General features: G+C 49.7%; 12 protein-coding genes. 11 read left to right on the top strand and 1 reads right to left on the bottom strand.

What is annotated here, in order from left to right:
• The 6 genes from AB7S66_RS06145 to AB7S66_RS06120 all read left to right on the top strand — a co-directional run.
• Window positions 1-954: TRAP transporter substrate-binding protein (locus AB7S66_RS06145; protein ID WP_428518577.1), on the top strand; the 954-nt coding region annotated here is incomplete at its 5' end.
• A 72-nt stretch (window positions 955-1,026) separates the two neighbouring features.
• On the top strand, window positions 1,027-1,503 hold the full coding sequence (locus tag AB7S66_RS06140; protein WP_428518576.1) for a TRAP transporter small permease: 477 nt from the start codon (window positions 1,027-1,029) through the stop codon (window positions 1,501-1,503).
• Complete coding sequence (locus tag AB7S66_RS06135; RefSeq protein ID WP_428518575.1) at window positions 1,500-2,780, top strand: TRAP transporter large permease; 1,281 nt, start codon at window positions 1,500-1,502, stop codon at window positions 2,778-2,780. Before AB7S66_RS06140 ends, AB7S66_RS06135 begins: the two co-directional genes overlap by 4 nt.
• A gap of 10 nt (window positions 2,781-2,790) precedes the next feature.
• Complete coding sequence (locus tag AB7S66_RS06130; RefSeq protein WP_428518574.1) at window positions 2,791-3,840, top strand: transaldolase family protein; 1,050 nt, start codon at window positions 2,791-2,793, stop codon at window positions 3,838-3,840.
• On the top strand, window positions 3,840-4,181 hold the full coding sequence (locus AB7S66_RS06125) for a cupin domain-containing protein (protein WP_428518573.1): 342 nt from the start codon (window positions 3,840-3,842) through the stop codon (window positions 4,179-4,181). The genes AB7S66_RS06130 and AB7S66_RS06125 overlap by 1 nt, the downstream gene beginning before the upstream one ends.
• Window positions 4,182-4,247: 66 nt before the next feature.
• Window positions 4,248-4,952, top strand: coding sequence for a FadR/GntR family transcriptional regulator (locus AB7S66_RS06120; protein WP_428518572.1), 705 nt, complete (start codon window positions 4,248-4,250; stop codon window positions 4,950-4,952).
• Here AB7S66_RS06120 and AB7S66_RS06115 read toward each other — a convergent pair.
• Window positions 4,949-7,942, bottom strand: coding sequence for a PEP/pyruvate-binding domain-containing protein (locus tag AB7S66_RS06115; protein WP_428518571.1), 2,994 nt, complete (start codon window positions 7,940-7,942; stop codon window positions 4,949-4,951). The genes AB7S66_RS06120 and AB7S66_RS06115 overlap by 4 nt on opposite strands.
• A gap of 170 nt (window positions 7,943-8,112) precedes the next feature.
• On the opposite strand from AB7S66_RS06115, the gene gdhA reads away from it, so the two are divergent.
• The 5 genes from gdhA (at window position 8,113) to AB7S66_RS06090 (ending at window position 18,431) form a co-directional block, all read left to right on the top strand.
• On the top strand, window positions 8,113-9,450 hold the full coding sequence (gene gdhA, locus AB7S66_RS06110; RefSeq protein WP_428518570.1) for an NADP-specific glutamate dehydrogenase: 1,338 nt from the start codon (window positions 8,113-8,115) through the stop codon (window positions 9,448-9,450).
• Between the two features lie 492 nt (window positions 9,451-9,942).
• A complete protein-coding gene (locus AB7S66_RS06105; RefSeq protein WP_428518569.1) occupies window positions 9,943-12,441 on the top strand; it encodes an adenosylcobalamin-dependent ribonucleoside-diphosphate reductase in 2,499 nt (832 codons plus the stop codon).
• A 45-nt stretch (window positions 12,442-12,486) separates the two neighbouring features.
• Window positions 12,487-13,698, top strand: coding sequence for an MFS transporter (locus AB7S66_RS06100; RefSeq protein WP_428518568.1), 1,212 nt, complete (start codon window positions 12,487-12,489; stop codon window positions 13,696-13,698).
• A 160-nt stretch (window positions 13,699-13,858) separates the two neighbouring features.
• Window positions 13,859-17,395, top strand: coding sequence for a pyruvate:ferredoxin (flavodoxin) oxidoreductase (gene nifJ, locus AB7S66_RS06095; protein WP_428518567.1), 3,537 nt, complete (start codon window positions 13,859-13,861; stop codon window positions 17,393-17,395).
• A 118-nt stretch (window positions 17,396-17,513) separates the two neighbouring features.
• The gene (locus AB7S66_RS06090; protein WP_428518566.1) at window positions 17,514-18,431 is read left to right on the top strand and encodes a pectinesterase family protein; all 918 of its coding nucleotides are present in this window, start codon (window positions 17,514-17,516) and stop codon (window positions 18,429-18,431) included.
• Window positions 18,432-18,573 lie beyond the last annotated feature (142 nt).

Here is an 18,573-nt window from a genome sequence, read left to right as displayed (position 1 = left end):
GCGGAAAAGAGTGGTCCGACCTCTGAGAATCCATTGGTATTGCGGTATGCTCACATGAATCCAGCCTCCAGCCCGAACGGACTACAGGCCACCTACTTTGCTGATAAGATAGCTGAGAAGACCGGTGGGGCCATCAAGATTGAAGTGTATCCGGCAAGTCAGCTGGGATCCATCAGTGAGATGGCTGAAGCTGTTTCCATGGGTTCGATTGCACTTCATCATAACACCTATGGAGGGTTGCAGCCCTTGCTTAATGACCTTGGTCTGTTTGACACCCCATACCTTTATCGGGATGTCGACCACCTGCTCAAGGCAACTGATCCTGAGACCAGCCCTGCGCTCATGGAGTTGAACCAGAAGTTGATCGATACCAGAAACGTCAGGATTCTCTACTCCTTCTACTTCGGTACCCGTGAGTTGACTGCGAACTTCCCTGTCTACTCACCGGCTGACTTGGCTGGAAAGAAGATTCGTGCCATTCCTTCCCCCATCTATCTTGCAGCAGTGGAAGGTATGGGCGCGGTGGCAGTTCCCATCGATTGGGCAGAAGTTCCTGTCGCCCTCTCCACCGGTGTCGCCGATGGACAGGAGAACCCAGTAAGTACACTGGTAACCAGCAATATCTATGAAGTACAGAAGTATGTCATGATGACCGACCATATCATGGGTAGTGAACCTGTAGTGATCAACGAGAAGGTATGGCAGGCATTGAGTGACGAGCATAAGCAGATCTTCAGGGAAGTTGCTCGTGAAACACGTGACTGGGCATCCTCTTATGTACAGGAGAATGAGGCCAAGGACATCCAGACTCTCAAGGACAAGGGCATGACCATCATCACAGCAGCTGATGGCCTGAAAGTTGATGAGTTCCGTTCTTCCGTCAGCAAAGTAGTTGATGAACGCTTTGGCGATGCTTGGGGCAAGTACTACGAGATGATCCACGCAATCAAGTAGTTTAGTTTTCAGTGGTGGAGGCAGGATGGTATCCTGCTTCCACACATGTCTTCTCATACAAGGAATATTCCTATGCAAAGGTTCTTGAAAAAGATGGCTGGTCTGTATGAGCTGCTCGGCATCCTCTTCTTGTTGATGCTGTTCCTTTCAGTGCTTATTCAGATCATCATGAGAAATATATTCAATTCAGGGTCGATACAGTTGGAAGAGCTTGCTCGGTTTTCCCTGGTCTCATTGGTATTCCTGATGATACCGGTGTTGACCTGGAGAGGTCAGCATATCATTGTTGATATCGTAATCTTGTATCTTCCGGAGCGTGTGAAACGCTGGTTTTCAGCCATTACCCAGCTCCTGGTCATGGTCTTCGGTCTGTATGTGCTTAATGCCATCGTGACAATCATGGAATTCAATTGGAATGTACGAACTCCGGCTCTCGCAATGCCGAATGTGGTGTTTTACATACCCATCACACTGGGAGTGCTTGCCATGTGCATCTTCTCCCTCGCCGGTGCCATCATAACGCTTCGTGGTAGGGAGGTAGTCCAATGAGTGGTTCCATGGTGGTACTCCTGTTTCTGGTCTTGCTGACCACTGGGCTTCCTATTGCTGTGAGCATGGGCATTCCCTCTGCCTTGTACCTGATTGTGGCAAATATTCCTCCCAGTCAGTTGATCCAAAGAATGGTTACCAGTCTCAACTCTTTCCCCATGCTTGCCGTTCCCTTGTTTATCCTGGCAGCAGGACTGATGAATAGTTCGGGTATTACCGAACGGTTGTTTGCGTTTGCAAAATTGTTGGTTGGCCGCTTGAAAGGTGGCTTGGCCCAGGTAAATATCGTAGCTTCCCTGATCTTCAGCGGCATCTCAGGAGCAGCTCTCGCTGATGTCGGTGGACTGGGGAATATTGAGCTGGAAGCGATGGAGAAACAGAAGTATCCGAAGACGCATGCTGCTGCCATTACCGCAGCCTCTGCAGTCATCGGTCCGATCTTTCCTCCTTCCATCCCCTTGATCATCTATGCGGCGGCCGCTGAGACTTCTTCCATGCAACTCCTGATTGCAGGGATTCTGCCTGCACTGATCATCGCCATTGCCTTGATGGTCCAGGTGGCCTTCTTTGCCCGGCGGTACCACTATCCAAAGGGAGTGGAGAACAAGTATTCGTCAAGAGAGGTTCTTACTATTGTAATGAGAGGGCTTCCCTCCATGTTCATGCCTTTGATCATGATGGGAGGTATGCTCTCTGGCCTGTTCAGCCCTACTGAGGTTGCAGCAATTGCTGTTACCTATGCATTGGTGTTGAGTGCCATATATAAGGAACTCAGCTTTGCATCGTTTATCAAGACGTGCAAGGAGACTTTGCAATCAACGGCAAGTGTACTGTTTATCGTTGCCTCTGCTGCCATCTTTGCCTGGGTGTTGACTGTAGAACAGCTTCCCCAGCAGGTTTCGGCATTGATGCTCGGTATCTCTGACAATCCGGTTGTGCTCCTGATTCTTGCCAACGTGATTCTCCTTATTGCAGGAATGTTCCTGGAGTCCACTGCTGCAATCATGATTCTGACCCCGATTCTGTTGCCGCCCTTGATGGCCAGTGGTGTTAATCCTGTCCATTTTGGCCTGGTAATGGTATTCAACCTGATGATTGGAATGATCACCCCTCCTGTTGGCATGAGCGTGTATATGCTCAGTCCAATTGTGAAGCTTCCAGTGGGGAAGGTCTTCAAGGCAGTAATGCCATACCTGTTCTCCCTACTGGTGGCATTGGTGATTCTCACCTATGTTCCGCAGATCTCCCTGTGGCTACCGTCATTACTGTTCAATTAGAGGTGTGTGTATGAAATCTACCTATTTTCACCGTGTGCATCAGCAGACCAAAACTCGCTTCTGGATCAACAACCCTACCATGGAGCAAGCCAAACGGGCTATAGAAGAAGGGGCAATTGGGTGTACCACCAATCCGAGTTATGTTTCAAAGCTCTTTGAATCAGAAGAGGATATGCGTGTGGTGAGGCGGATGATTGATCTGTTGCTCCCCTATGAGAAGGACGATTCCGTGCTTGCCTCCAAGGTTCAGCAGATGATGGTCGGCCGTCTTGCAGATCTGTTCCTCCCACTCTATCGATCCAGTGGCGGTACAGAGGGGTTTGTTACCATCCAGGGTGACCCGTTTGCTGAGACAGATACCAGCCGGATCATCAAGGAAGGCTTGGAGAATCATGAGATTGCTGAGAATATCTGCATCAAGATACCGGTAACCAAGTGGGGAATCGAGGCAATAAGCACCATGGTGGAACATAATATCCCCACGATGGCGACAGAGGTTATGAGCCTGAGTCAGGCCATATCCATTTGTGAAGCCTATCAGGAGGTGAGCAAGAGAAGTGGGAACACCCCTCCTTTCTATGTCACACATATCACCGGAATTCTCGATGATCATTTCAAGCGTGTCATCAAGGAACAACAGCTTTCCATTGATGAGGAGTTGGTTCGCTATGCTGGGCTCTCCATTGCAAAGAAAGAGTATGAGATGATGAAGGATAGGAAATATCCAGGAATCATGATCGGTGGAGGAGCAAGAAAACTTGAGGACTTCACTGAGCTGGTGGGTGGGGATTTGAGTATCACCATCAACTGGAAGGGAACTGCCGAGGTATTGATTGAACAGGACAAGGAAGTAGTTGACCGTATCGGTAACACGCTTAATGAACAGCAGATACAGACGCTCTGTGAACAACTTCCAGATTACCAGAGAGCATTTGAGACCGATGGTATGTCTGTTGATGAGTACTATGATTATGGCGGGGTAGAGTTGTTCCGTACCTCATTCCAGAAGGGATGGAATGCCTTGCTTGCCTTGATTGCTGAGAGAAGGGGAGCCAAATAATGGCTGAGAAAAAACATAGAGGGAATTTGCATACAGACAAGAGAGTGGAGAGGGCGAAGGGAATTGAGCGGGTTACCTTGACGTATGACAAGGACAGCATGATCTGCTATTTCTATCTGGAGAAAGGGTCCACACTTGAGATGCATACCCACCCTGAAAGCCAGAATGGCTTTGTGGTAAAAGGTCATATCCATTTTATCAAGGGAGATGGTGAGGTTTTGGACCTTCATGCAGGAGACGCATACTATTTTGCTTCCATGGAACCCCATGGCTCCAAGATACTTGAGGATACTGAGCTGATTGAGTGTTTCTCTCCCTCGAGGGATGATTACAAGGATTGATGATTCCTTGCTTTCATCAAGGGCTCTTGGTATGATACAGTGCTGTATGCAGGGGGATTCAATTCCATGGAAGACATGTTCAGGGTACGCGAAGGCCGCCCTTCAGCGGTTGAATGGGTGATAGAGAGGATCAAGGAGCTCTTGATCGACCAGAAGCTTTCTCCCGGGGATATGATTCCCAATGAAATCTCCCTTGCCGAGAGCCTGAAGGTTGGGCGCGGTACGGTACGCGAAGCCTTGAAGATTCTCTCTGCCTATGGGGTGATTGAGATCAAGCAAGGGCATGGAACGTTTGTTTCCAGCGCATCAAACAAGCGTCTATTCGATCCACAACTGTTCCAGATCCTTGTACAGGACCGTGATTACAAATCATTGACCCAGGTCAGGCAGTTGCTGGAAGAGGGTATCGTCAAATTGGTCATTGAGTCTGCGAGTGATGAGGAATTGGCTTTGCTCGATCAAGCCATGAAGGAGTTCCAGAGGGAGCTTGGTAAAGAGGAGGCTTCTGCCCAGAAAGCAGGTGCCCTGGACTTGCATTATCATCGCTTGCTTGCTCGATTTTCCCATAACAGTATTGTAGAAAACATCTACACCTTTGTGATTGATTTATTCACCAAGACCATCAACCCCATCCATGAGGGTGTTGACGAGGTACACCAACAATTGCATCAGGCAATTATGGATAGAGATGGTGAAAAGGCAGTTGAGGCAGTGCGTTCTCATACTGCAATTTGGGTCTGGGCCTATAAGGAGACCCATCCAGAGCACTAATCGACCAGTACTACCCCCTCTCCATCGAAGCCGTTGACCTTGATGACCAATGGCTTTTCATTTCTTGCATGAATGAAGTGTTCTGTCTCTGAGACAATCTGGAGGGCCTTGAGTTTCTCATATCGCATTGAACCAGATCGATAGGCCGGGTTGATGGTCAGGTAGAGACAACCCAGGCTTGTCATGTTCTGGAAGAAGTGGGTCCCTTGGCTTGGTTCCACCTGGAATCCCTGTAACCCAGTCTCAACAATTACCTTGCTCCTGGATATCTGTGACCAGGTTACGGGGATACCCAGCCATGGGTCACAACTGCCCAATCTTCCTGCTACCACCAATACATAGTCTTTCTCTGCAATAACCATTGCTGCATTGAGTTTGTCGAGTTCCTTTGCCATGCTTTTCATCGAGGAAGCCGAGAACTGGTCGATTTTCAAGTAGATGATGTCCTGTACATGGTCAATCTTGCCGTTTCCCATCACCACATGGGAATGGATGGCAGCTCTCTCTCGTTCATGGTCGCTGATTGAGACATCACTCTCCTCGTTGCCTGCTGCGATAGGGCGAATCTGGAGAAGACTGAACTCCCTCATCTTTGGGGCAGCACGGTTCAGGTTTACCGCAAATTCGATTTCTACCGGTTTTCCCATTGCCTCGGTACCCAACTGAAGGACATCCCTGACGATGGCGGCTAGGGGGAAAGCGTCATACTTAAGGATTCCGTTGAAGGTGATTACCTTCTCCCCTTCAGCCCTGACAGACTCGCTCAGCATACCGCTTGCCGAGTCATAGGTGCTTGCAATGTATCTGATGGCATCAGGATAAGCCCAGGATTCACGGAAGTTGAGCAGTTCCAGGTTCTCAAGTCCCCCTTCTTCAAGTGGATGGTATCCACTTTTCATATTCAATGCGTAGAAGGTGTTCTGGCTGCTTGTCTGGTTGCCACCAAGGAACTGGGCTGGCCGTTTTGGGTGGGTAGGGCTGAATCGCAGGGCAGAGCCATTGTCCACCACTGATTTACCGAATCCGAAGCTGAGCATGCCGACCCCATCCTCAGGCTTCTCTCCCCCCAGGGGATAGTAGTTGAGGGATCGGGCAACCCCACTGATGTTTGGATACCAGTAAGGACCATGGTCGCTTCCTATGACCTGCTGGATGATGACAGCCATTTTCTCATCCTCGAGCATATGCTCGGTTGCCTTGAGATACTCCTTTGCACTGCGGAAGAAGGTGGAGGCCCAGACCGCGCGCACCGCATCACAGAGCTCCTGGAGTCTTGCCTCGTCAGACCCTTGGTTGGGAAGCATGCATGTCTCATATACCCCGGCGAACGGTTGGAAGTGTGAGTCCTCCAGGAGGCTGGATGAGCGCACACAGATCGGCTGATGGATAACCTGGATGATTTCCGAGAGGTTCAGGACCAGCTCATTGCTCAATGGTTTTGAGAGGAATATGTTCAGCAAGGTCTCATCGGGAAGGTCCCCTGAGGCGATATCGTTGAGATCGTTTTCCTCGAGGAACTGGGTGAACTGATCGGTGGTAACAACCACCGTACGAGGGATGGAGAGGTATACATCAGGGTATTTCTCAGGAAGCTTTGCTGCACGCAATACCATGTCGATGAAGGCAAGTCCTCGTCCTTTTCCTCCCAGTGATCCCCCTCCTATCCGGCTGAAGAAGAGCGTTTCGTCATAGTTGTCCCTACTGAATTGGGCAATGACTCCCTTGGTTCTCTCCTTGCGGTAGTTGCGGATGATTTCCGTCATCTGTTGCTGTACTACCTTTGCATCCCCATTGGCAGGGATCTTCAAGTCCTTGATCCTTGCAGCAATGGCGTAAAGGCTCTGTGCCCTGAGCCATCGTGAAAAGTCATTTCTCCTGGAGTGGAAAGCGAAGCTTTTCGTGGGGACCTTGGGAAGGACCCTCTGCAGGTCGCGCATGGTCTCTGCGCGGGCAATCTCCTCCATTGTATCGGGGTCTCGGAAGATAAAAGGGCCGAATCCATAATGTTTGGTCATGAACTTGTTCAGTTCAAACAGGAGTGCTGAATTGTTCTTCCAGAGGAAATACGCTCCTGCTTCCTCTGCCATCTCCTGGGCAGTGTTGTCACTGCTTTGGATCAGTATTGGGATTTCTGGATCTCTTGCATGAACCATTTTGGTAAGATACAGGCCTGCATACTTGTCCTGCTGGCCCTCCTTGAGGTAGGACATATCGGTGATGATACCCAGGATATTGCGTTGATACTTGCTATAGAGCTCTTGGGCCTCCTCATAGGTCCTGGCAAGCGCAATCTTCGGTCTACCACGCATCCTGAGGGTTTTTCCCCAGTTGTTCAGTGCTTCAAGGATGGCTGAGCGATTCTGTTGGATCAAGGTGGTGTACATCATGGGTAGGTAGGATGAGTAGAACCGTACTGAGTCCTCTACCAGGATGATCAGCTGGACATCTGCTTCCTGGGTGTCATGGTCAAGGTTCATCCTATCCTCTACCAGCTTGATCATGGCAAGGAAGATGGTGGGATCGCCCTGCCAATAGAAGAAATAGTCTATGTCCTTGCAGTCTGATCCCTTGATCATCTTGTTTCGCTTATGGCTGGAGGAGGGGGAGAGTGCAATGACCGGCATCTGCGGATTGCTCTTCTTGATGGTTGTAGCCAACTGCTCAACAGAGTCGGTCCCGAGGTCGAGCATGGTGACAACCAGATCAAAAGACCTCTGGCTCAAGAGATTCAGCGCTTCTTCCGCGGTACTGGTATGGGTGAACTTTGGTGGGTTGTTCAGCCCAAGCTGGGTGTATTCGAGGTATAATTCTTCCTCAACCCGTCCATCTTCCTCAAGGAGGAAACGGTCATAGTCGTTGCAGATGAGCAGCACGTTGTAGATATGTTTCAGCATCAGGTTGCTGAATGGCAACCAGGTTGGGTCAAGTGTATACATAACAGGTATTTTATCATGAGAGAGGAAGTTTGCATATTGTTTCAGCGTATTCATAAAATTGATTGAAAATTCAATTTTTATGTATATTTTTGTACGATAGGTTAAATATTAAAAATATAATCATGTTTTTCGCAATTCGACGTTGACATATCGATATAGCGGGTTTACGCTTTTTGGACAAGCAACAGCGTGTTGCAGCACAGACCAAGGAGAATAATCTAGGTATGTATACCCTTGAATCAGTAATGAAAGAACTGGAGAGAAAGAATCCCGCCGAACCTGAGTTCATCCAGGCCGTCAGCGAGGTGGTGGAGAGTGTCCTCGACGTGGTCAATGAGAATCCTGTCTATGAAAAGCACCGGATTCTCGAGAGAATGACCGAACCCGACCGGGTGTACACCTTTCGGGTCGAGTGGGAGGATGATGAAGGAAATCTTCAAGTAAATCGTGGATATCGAGTTCAATTCAATAATGCAATCGGACCTTACAAGGGAGGTCTCCGTTTCCACTCCAGTGTTACCCTCGGTACACTGAAGTTCCTTGGTTTTGAACAGACACTGAAGAATAGCCTTACCACACTCCCCATGGGTGGTGGCAAGGGAGGCAGTGATTTCAATCCACGTGGCAAGAGTGATAGTGAAATACTCCGCTTCTGTCGTTCTTTCATGACTGAGTTGCAGAAATATATCGGTCCAGAGACAGACGTACCTGCTGGGGATATTGGGGTAGGAGCTCGTGAGATTGGTTTTCTCTATGGACAGTATAAGCGTATCAGGGGAGAGAATACGGGCGTTCTGACCGGTAAGGGCCTTGGCTTTGGGGGGTCCCTGGTTCGCCCTGAGGCTACAGGCTATGGAACCATGTACTTTGCCCAGGCTATGCTTGAGATACATCAGGACAGTTTGGAAGGGAAACGGATCTCCCTCAGTGGATTCGGGAACGTGGCTTGGGGAGCGGCAATGAAGGCGACTGAATTGGGAGCCAAGGTGGTTGCGATCAGTGGCCCTGATGGGTATATCTACGATGAAGAGGGAGTAGGGACTCCTGAGAAGTGGGCCTTCATGCAGTATCTGCGTTCTTCAAACAATGATGTGGTTGCTCCCTATGCTGAACGATTTGGAGCGAAATTCGTTGCAGGAAAGAAGCCTTGGGAAGTCCCTGTTGATCTTGCATTCCCCTGTGCCATCCAGAACGAGTTGGATAAGGAAGACGCTGAATCCCTTGTTGCGAATGGGGTCAAGTATGTTGTTGAGACTTCAAATATGGGTTGTACGGCTGATGCAGCGACATACTTCATTGAGCAACGTATACCCTATGCCCCAGGCAAGGCTGCCAATGCGGGGGGGGTTGCCGTCAGTGGACTTGAGATGAGTCAGAATGCCATGCATCTTTCCTGGAGCGCTGAAGAGGTCGATGAGAAGTTGAAGGGTATCATGGGGAAAATCCATCAATCATGCATCTTGGAAGGCCGGGAAGATGATGGGTATATCAACTATGTGAAGGGAGCAAATATTGCTGGCTTCAAGAAGGTTGCCGATACCATGGTGCAACTCGGCTATTAATTGTAGCGTCCCCTTCGGGGTGTGTATCAGGAGGGCCTCCAGTATGTTGGGGGCCCTTCACTTTTTCAAGCAGCACTAGCCATCACACAAAATATCCGATGTGATCATATGTCAATGATCCTCAATGAGCACGAAATATGCACCTGATTCCTACCCTCTGTGAGGGGATGCTTCATCAGTGGTTCTCGTATTGCCAGCAAGGAATAAGAAGAAATTTCCAATTCTCTATTCGTCCATTTCCAACGGTATCAATACGCATTATTTAAGAGACGATACATGATTGCTATAAAACCTGTATAACACTATATATAGCGTTATGTAACTTTATATAGCGCTATAAATGTTGTATTGTCCGCTTGCCAAGTTCATTTCGCCATGGTATGGTAGATAAGGGTCGACTAGGGTCGACCCGCTTTCTTGCACCACTTCTCTGGCAGGAGAGAGGACACTATTTTCTTCAAGAATTGTGAATTAAATATATAGAGGGATTACATGAGCGCTGCTAAGAATGAATTGAACCCGTTGGGTCGTAAGATTTTCCTTGACCGTTATGCACTGAAAGATGTCCGGAAGGAGACATTGAAGGTTGGGGATGTTGTGGTTGCAGTAAGCAACCCCAAGACTGGTCAGAGAGAGATCGGAACGGTCACGGAATTGGACGATGGGGATGCCATCACCGTCAAGCTTGATGAAGGTACCATCTTGCACGTGAAACGTGAGGATGTTGACAAGCCGCTTGAGACCGACCCAGCACAGATGCTTGCTCGTGTAGCGAAAGGTATCGCTTCCCAAGAGAAACCGGAGGTGCGAGAGCAATGGGAAAAAGAGTTCAATTGGCTCCTGGAGGACTGGAAGTTTGTCCCTGGAGGCAGGATTCTCACTGGTGCGGGAACGGATCAGAACCTAACCTATTTCAACTGCTACGTGATCCCTTCCCCGAAGGACAGTCGTGGTGGCATCATAGCCTCTTTGGGCCAGATGACCGAAATTATGAGCCGAGGAGGGGGGGTAGGCATGAACATATCATCCCTCAGGCCACGGCACAGCTACGTCAAGGGCGTAAACGGCCGATCCAGCGGTTCGGTAAGCTGGGGCGGGCTCTTCAGCTTCGTAACCGGCCTGATTGAACAGGGTGGTTCCCGTCGTGGTGCCTTGATGCTGATTCTCAACGTTTGGCATCCTGATATTCTTGATTTCATTGAGTCCAAGCGTGAGATGGGCAAGATAACCAATGCAAACATTTCTGTCGGAATTACCGACGATTTCATGGATGCGGTACGCAGTGACAGGGACTGGAATACCTATTTCCCTGATACCACCGACCCCGACTACAACGAAAAGTGGGACGGTGATATCGAGAAATGGAAGAAGAGTGGGCATAAGGTCCAGGTGTACCAAACAATGAAAGCACGAAAGATTTGGGATGCCATTGTAGAGAGTGCCTGGGCAAGTGCCGAACCTGGGGTTTTCTTCATCGACCGCTACAACAAGATGTCCAACTCGTGGTACTACTCCTCCATCCAGAGCACCAACCCCTGTGGGGAACAGGGTCTTCCGCCTTGGGGTGTGTGTAATCTTGGGTCCATCAACCTCAGTATGTTTGTGAAGGACAAGAAGGTGAACTACAAGGACCTGGGCAGGGCGGTCCGCTTGGCAGTCCGTTTCCTTGACGATGTCATTGACGATACCCCCTACTTCTTCGAGGAGAACAGGAAACAGCAGCAAAGTGAGCGTCGTATCGGGCTGGGTACCATGGGTCTTGCCGATATGTTGATCAAGATGGAACTTGCCTATGGCAGCGAAGAGTCCCTGTCCTTTATTGAGGAGCTGTACAAGTTCATCTGTGTTGAAGCCTATGCAGAGAGTTGTGATCTTGCAAAGGAGAAGGGAAGTTTCTCTCTCTTCGACGCTGAGAAGTTGCTTGAGAGCGGCTTCATGAAGCAGATGCCGGAAGAGATCCGGCAGAAAGTCCGTGAGCAGGGCTTGAGGAATGTCACCCTCCTGACGCAGGCCCCGACCGGGACCACCGGTACGATGGTCAATACCTCCACTGGGATCGAGCCCTACTATTTCTGGGAGTGGGAGCGAACAGGAAGGATGGGAACGAACATCGAGCGGGTGAAGGTGTATGACGACTGGATAAGGGAAAATCCCGGAGCGAAGAAGCCCGACTACTTCGTCTCTGCTATGGACCTTGCTCCCGAAGGGCATGTCAAGGTGCAGGCAGCAATCCAGAAGTGGGTCGATTCCTCTATCTCCAAGACAGGCAATACTCCCAAGGAGTACACGATAGAGCAGACAGGCAAGCTCTATGAATTGCTTTATGACCTTGGTTGCAAGGGTGGTACCACCTATCGTGATGGATCACGTGATACACAGGTCTTGACGGTCAAGAAAGAGGAGAAGAAGGAAGCTCCTGTGGTGACCCGTTCCAGTGAACCCAAGGCACGGATACGCTCCACTGTCTTGAGGGGAACCACCTACCGAAAGGTCACTCCGATCGGAACGGCTTACATCACCGTGAACTGTGATGGTCCGGACCCAAGCGATATTTTTGAGGTATTCATCAATGTAGCAAAGGTGGGCAGTGATGTGGCAGCCGATGCAGAGGGACTGGGAAGACTGATCAGCTTGTTGCTACGCATGCCTTCCCCCCTGACCCCGGACCAGCGTGCCCAGGCGATCATCAGCCAGCTTTCGGGGATCGGAAGTGGCCGCTCCATGGGATTCGGACGAAACCGGGTAATGAGCCTGCCTGATGCTGTAGCACAGGTGCTGCAACAGCATATCGGATCGACCGACTCCGACCGTGATGCCTCCCGTCTTCCTGATGAGGATGATGAGGAAGATGATGATGGACAGCTGGACCTTGGTCTTCCTTCTTCCGGTAGCTCGGTGAAGCCAGATATCTGCCCGGTCTGTGGTAATGTCACTTTTGTGAATATCGAAGGTTGCAAGAAATGTTTTTCTTGCGGCTATAGTGAGTGTTGACCAAAGATTCAGCAATACCTACTCTCACTAGGAGGTAGGGAACATATGGGCAATACACGTACAACCCGTCCTCCTGTGGCGGGTTTTTCCTTGTACAGGGGTCTGGAGAAGAATGTTTATATCCTGTTCATCATCCGAATCATCAACAGGTTCGGGGATTTTGTGCAGTTGCTCCTGGTCCTTATTCTCACCGGTAAGCTTGGCCTCTCCCCGGCACAAGCTGGATTTTTTGTCTCATTCAGTGTTATAGCAACCATGGTTGGCCAGTTCTCCAGTGGGTATATTGCTGACCGATGGGGAAGAAAGACTCCACTGGTAATCTGTCAGGCTGTGGTCAGTCTCTCATATCTTGCAAGTGCTGTGATGTTTGGTTCATTTCCTCATCTGGTACCGTACCTGATCCTTCTCTCCAGTCCTTTCCGTGGAGGGACCGCTCCCCTCACCAATACCATGGTTGCTGATTTCAGCCCGAGCGACCAACTCTCCCGGTCGTTCAGTCTTCTCTATCTGGGGACGAACATCGGGGTTGCCCTTGGTCCTGTTGCCGCTTCCTTTCTCTATGCACGTTCGATCGTGTTGCTCTTTTTATTCTCCTCTTTCCTGATTTTCCTCTCTACACTCCTGTTATTGCGTGGAATCCCGAAGAGTGAACCCTTCTATACCAAGGAAACTGCTACCATTGCCAAGAAGCTGCGGATGCCTCCCCTCTTGATACTCTTTTTCATATTGTTTGCCCTCTACGGTCTTGCCTATGCGCAGAACACCTTCACATTGCCTCTTCAGTTTGCTTCCTTGTATGGGGAAGTGCTTGGGTCGAGTCGGTATGCGTTGTTGATGACGGTAAATGCAGTAACTGTGTTGGTTGCAACGGCTTTCCTTACCACATGGACGCATAGACTGGGCCAACTGTTTTCCATGGCGCTTGCCATGGTATTCTATGTGGTCGGGTATGGGATGTATGCTGTTTGTACTGTCTTTCCCCTACTCCTGGTCGCAACATGTATCTGGACCTTTGGGGAGATCCTGATGGCAACCAATGCCAATGTGTTTGTGAATGCCTATGCGCCTCCCTCTCTTCGTTCACGGTGCAACTCATCGCTTACGATTGCATCCAGTTTGGGGCACTCCATTGCCCCAATAGGTGGAGGATTGTTGCTGGCAGTGAGCGGATATGCCCAGCTCTGGGGTATATCCGCTGGGCTTTGTTTTCTCCTTGGGTGCGGTTATATTGCACTAAATAAATACTTGAAGAGATGATATATAACTAAAAAATGGAAATCAATCCTGATAAGGTTGCAAACGATTCCTTATTGGTTTAAGATTGGAATCTGAAAAAATCTGGTTGGATTTTTTTTTGTTCGCGCAAAGGGTAGCCCACTCAGGGTTACATCAAATACTGTTTTTATGGAGTGTCAAAATGGGTAACAAAAAAAGGGTTACTATTGACGGAAACACCGCTGCCGCGCATATTGCCTATGCCTTCAGTGAAGTAGCCGCAATCTATCCGATCACCCCGTCCTCCCCGATGGGAGAGTTCGCGGATTCTTGGTCCAGTACTGGGCGTAAGAACCTTTGGGGTAAGAGGGTAGAGATCATGGAGATGCAGTCTGAGGCTGGTGCGGCTGGTGCCGTTCATGGTGCTCTCGCTGCTGGTGCTTTGACCACCACGTTTACTGCAAGCCAGGGATTGCTTCTGATGATCCCGAACATGCACAAGATTGCTGGTGAGATGACACCAACCGTCTTCCACGTGTCTGCAAGATCCCTTGCTGCACAGTCTCTCTCAATCTTTGGTGACCACTCCGATGTCATGTCCTGCCGCAATACCGGCTTTGCCATGACCTGTGCAAACAATGTACAGGAGACCATGGACATGGCCTTGGTCGCACACTTGGCTACACTTGAGTCCCAGGTTCCCTTTCTCAGCTTCTTTGATGGTTTCAGGACTTCACACGAGTTGCAGAAGGTCGAGGAAATTTCTTATGAAGACATCAAGCCGTTGATCAAGGAAGAGTACATTCGCCGCTTCCGTGAAAGAGCAATGCGCCCGGAAAAGCCAAGGCTGAAGGTTGCAGCACAGAACGAAGATGTCTACTTCCAGGGTCGTGAGACGGTCAACAAGTACTACGATGTACTGCCTGGGATCGTCCAGAAGTACATGGATGAAGTCGAGAAGCTTACCGGTAGGGCATACCACCTCTTCGACTATGTTGGGGCAGAAGATGCAACTGATGTAGTGGTTATCATGGGTTCCGGTGCCGATACCATGGAGTGGGCCAGCGATTACATCAACAAGAAGGGTGGCAAGACCGGTGTTCTCAAGGTTCGCCTCTATCGTCCGTTCAGTGCGAAGCACTTCCTGGAAGCTCTTCCCTCTTCTGTGAAGCGTATTGCAGTCCTTGATCGCACCAAGGAGCCTGGCTCCCTCGGTGAGCCACTCTACCAGGATGTCATCACTGCTCTCAGCCAGATGGATAAGAGCGATATCAAGGTATACGGTGGCCGGTACGGTCTTTCCAGCAAGGACTTCACTCCTTCCCACGCAAAGGCTGTCTTTGATCACCTTGCAGGCAAGCCGTTCCACAACTTCACCGTTGGTATCAATGACGATGTAACCAAGAGATCTATTCCTGTACAGGACATGATTGACGTTTCTCCAGAGGGTGTGGTTTCCTGCATGTTCTGGGGTCTTGGTTCCGACGGTACCGTTGGTGCAAACAAGAACTCGATCAAGATCATTGGTGACAACACCGATCTTAATGCTCAGGCATACTTCTCTTACGATTCGAAGAAGAGCGGCGGTATCACCGTCAGTCACCTTCGCTTTGGCAAGGGGAAACTGACCATGCCGTGGTTGATCGACCATGCTGACTTTGTCGCTTGTCACAACCCTGCTTATATCGGTCGCTATGACATGCTCGCTCCTCTCAAGAAGGGTGGGGTGTTCTTGCTCAATAGCCAGATCTCATCCGATGAGATTTTCGAGCACCTGACCCGTGAGATGCAGGAACAGATCATCGAGAAGAAGATCCGTTTCTACAACATCAATGCACTTGAGATTGCAGAGAAAGCAGGTCTTGGTACCCGTATCAATACCGTTATGCAGGCTGCATTCTTCAAGATCAGCCAGGTTCTTCCTGAGACCGAGGCCATTGACTTGGTCAAGCAGTACATCAAGAAGACCTTCCTCAAGAAGGGCGAGGAAATCGTCAAGAAAAACTGGGCAGCAGTTGATGGTGCCAGTGAGGCTCTTCATGAGGTTGCTATTCCTGAGAAGATCACCAAGAGCTATGAACCGGCTCGCTTGATCCCTGAGGATGCTGGTGACTACGCAAAAGACATCATAGAACCCATCATGCACCTCAAGGGCAATGATATTCCTGTTTCCAAGATGTCTTTCGATGGAAGCCTGCCTACCGCTACCGCAAAGTTCGAGAAGCGTGGTGTTGCTCCCTTTGTTCCCCACTGGATTGCCGAGAATTGTATTCAGTGTAACCAGTGTGTACAGTCCTGCCCGCACGCAGCAATCAGGGCAAAGCAGATTGAACCAAAGCATTTGGAAGGCGCTCCAGAATCATTCAACGTATTGAAGTCCAATACCAAGAATGACAAGGATCTTCAGTTCAAGATTCAGATTTACACCGAAGATTGTCAGGGTTGTGGTGTCTGTATCGAGACCTGCCCGAGTAAGGAGAAGTCCCTTGTATTCAGTCCAATCGCAACCGAGCGTGAAGCTGGTGAGATTGCAAATGCAGAGTTCTTCGAGGAACTTCCCTACGATGTGCTTGATGGCACCAAGGAAACCACGATCAAGGGTCTGCAGTTCAAGCAGCCGCTCTTCGAGTTCAGTGGTGCTTGTGCAGGTTGTGGTGAGACTCCTTACGTCAAGATGGTCTCCCAGATTTGTGGCGATCGCATGCTTGTTGCAAACGCAACCGGTTGTTCTTCCATCTACAGTGGTACCTTCCCCACCACCCCTTACACTGTCCGCCAGAGTGACGGTCAGGGTCCATCCTGGGGCAATAGCCTCTTCGAGGACAATGCAGAGTATGGTTTGGGTATGCGCCTCGCTGTCGATTCCAACCGTGAGCAGTTGAAGATCTACATCGACCAGCTCCTTGCAATGGGAACCACCGATGCACTCAAGAGTGCCATCGAGAAGTCCCTTGAGCTTTGGGATGAGTCCTCCGATGCCGCCAACGATGCACAGAAGGCTGTCAAGGCAGTACTTCCTGAAGCAATCGCTGCTGCAAAGAGTGATGAGGAGAAGGCCGTTCTCGCCAAGATTGACGAGTTGAAGGACTATTTCGCTGACAAGGTTGTCTTCATCATGGGTGGAGATGGATGGGCCTATGATATCGGTTACGGTGGTGTTGACCACGTTATTGCCTCGGGTAGAAACGTCAACATCCTGGTCCTTGATACCGAGGTATACTCCAACACCGGTGGACAGGCTTCCAAGGCAACCCCGATTGCAGCTGTTGCGAAGTTCGCAAACGCTGGTAAGGAGATTGGCAAGAAGAACATGGGCTTCATGTGCATGACCTACGGACATGCCTATGTTGCATCCATCGCTCTTGGTTCCAACCGCTTGCATGCCCAGAAGGCTTTGCAGGAAGCAGTTGCTTGGAAAGGTCCCTCAATCATCTTCTGTTACTCCCCGTGTATCAACCACGGCATGAACATGCGTTTCAGCCAGGTTGAGGAGAAGAAGGCAGTGGAAGCTGGCTACTGGCCGCTCTATCGCTTCAATCCTGCACTCGAGGAAGGCAAGAGATTCAGCTGGGATACCAAGGCAGCTACTGGTTCCTACCAGGAGTTCATCAAGGGTGAGGTTCGCTACACTTCGTTGTACAAGACCAATCCTGAGAATGCTGAGGCACTCTTTGCCAAGGCCGAGGAAGATGCAAAGAAGCGCATGAGCTTCTTTGAGAAACTTGGTCCGTTGATGTAAGTATCAGCAAATTGTTTGCTATTTCGGGGCTGTCGCATTGCGGCAGCCCTTTTAACGTATAAGGAAAAAGAGAAACAAGCGTCTTAAAACTCCAAAGCGTTTATCGTATGATAGTGCCATGGAAGCATACCGGATTACCCTTACCCCAGAAGACAGCATCAATGAAGCGCTTGCGCGATTTCCTGAAGATGGGAAACCACTCATTATCACCCTTGGGGAAGGAATCTACCGTGAAAAAGTGGTCATTGACCGGGCGGATGTCACCCTTGTTGGCGCTGGGCGTGATGAGACACGGATTAGCTTCAGCGATGCTGCACGGACAGGTATGATGGGAACCTTTGCCTCTGCGTCCTGTACAGTAAGGGAAGCGAATTTCAGGGCGGAACACCTGACGTTTGCCAATGATTTCGACTATCCTTCCTTTCGCCATCTTGTAAAGCAGGACCCAGGGAAAGTGAAGGGATTGCAGGCAGTTGCTTTCAGAACCACTGATAGTGCTGATGCCACCATCTTGGAGGATTGTGCCTTCTTCGGATACCAGGATACCTTGCTGCTCGATGAGGGTACGCACCTTCTCAATCATTGCCAGATTGAAGGAAACATCGATTTTATCTTTGGTGGTGGCCTTGCTCTTTTTAGCGATTGTACAATCCTCTCCAATGGACAGGGGTATGTCACCGCTCCCTCAACCCCTGGTGAACAATTGGGCTTCTGTTTCCACCGATGCCGGTTCCTCAGGAAAGAAGGAGTCCCGGATTATTCAGTATATCTTGGTAGACCCTGGCATCCCAAAGCTGATCCAACAATTGAATCCTTTGCCCTTTTATACGAGTGTTACCTTGATGCACACATTCACCGTGATGGCTGGACTGAGATGCATGCTTTCCCTCCAGAGGGTGGGGAAGTGATCTTCACACCAGAACAATCACGGTTCTATGAATCCGCTTGCACTGGGCCTGGATCCTCTCCTGAGCGTGATAATCTTGGTAAAAAGGAAGCTGTCTCCCTGATGAAAGCAATTGAGTCACTGATATAATCCTCTGTTATTTGGGAAGTTGTATATTTCTTTCATGTGAAGGCTTGGAAAACTCTTGCATATAAGAAATATTTGCTGATATCCAAAAAAAACCAAGATTAACCAAAAAATTTCGACCTGTGCGGTTGGAGGCAACAAAGAC

It is taken from the genome of Sphaerochaeta sp. (assembly GCF_050178175.1).
GTDB lineage: Bacteria > Spirochaetota > Spirochaetia > Sphaerochaetales > Sphaerochaetaceae > Sphaerochaeta.
This window is presented reverse-complemented; position numbering and strand designations above follow the sequence as displayed.

Bases quoted from the DNA above. Each gene is read 5' to 3' on its own strand.
- AB7S66_RS06140 (WP_428518576.1), top strand. From the start codon at position 1,027: ATGCAAAGGTTCTTGAAAAAGATGGCTGGTCTGTATGAGCTGCTCGGC.
- AB7S66_RS06135 (WP_428518575.1), top strand. From the start codon at position 1,500: ATGAGTGGTTCCATGGTGGTACTCCTGTTTCTGGTCTTGCTGACCACT.
- AB7S66_RS06130 (WP_428518574.1), top strand. From the start codon at position 2,791: ATGAAATCTACCTATTTTCACCGTGTGCATCAGCAGACCAAAACTCGC.
- AB7S66_RS06125 (WP_428518573.1), top strand. From the start codon at position 3,840: ATGGCTGAGAAAAAACATAGAGGGAATTTGCATACAGACAAGAGAGTG.
- AB7S66_RS06120 (WP_428518572.1), top strand. From the start codon at position 4,248: ATGGAAGACATGTTCAGGGTACGCGAAGGCCGCCCTTCAGCGGTTGAA.
- AB7S66_RS06115 (WP_428518571.1), bottom strand. From the start codon at position 7,942: ATGAATACGCTGAAACAATATGCAAACTTCCTCTCTCATGATAAAATA.
- gdhA (WP_428518570.1), top strand. From the start codon at position 8,113: ATGTATACCCTTGAATCAGTAATGAAAGAACTGGAGAGAAAGAATCCC.
- AB7S66_RS06105 (WP_428518569.1), top strand. From the start codon at position 9,943: ATGAGCGCTGCTAAGAATGAATTGAACCCGTTGGGTCGTAAGATTTTC.
- AB7S66_RS06100 (WP_428518568.1), top strand. From the start codon at position 12,487: ATGGGCAATACACGTACAACCCGTCCTCCTGTGGCGGGTTTTTCCTTG.
- nifJ (WP_428518567.1), top strand. From the start codon at position 13,859: ATGGGTAACAAAAAAAGGGTTACTATTGACGGAAACACCGCTGCCGCG.
- AB7S66_RS06090 (WP_428518566.1), top strand. From the start codon at position 17,514: ATGGAAGCATACCGGATTACCCTTACCCCAGAAGACAGCATCAATGAA.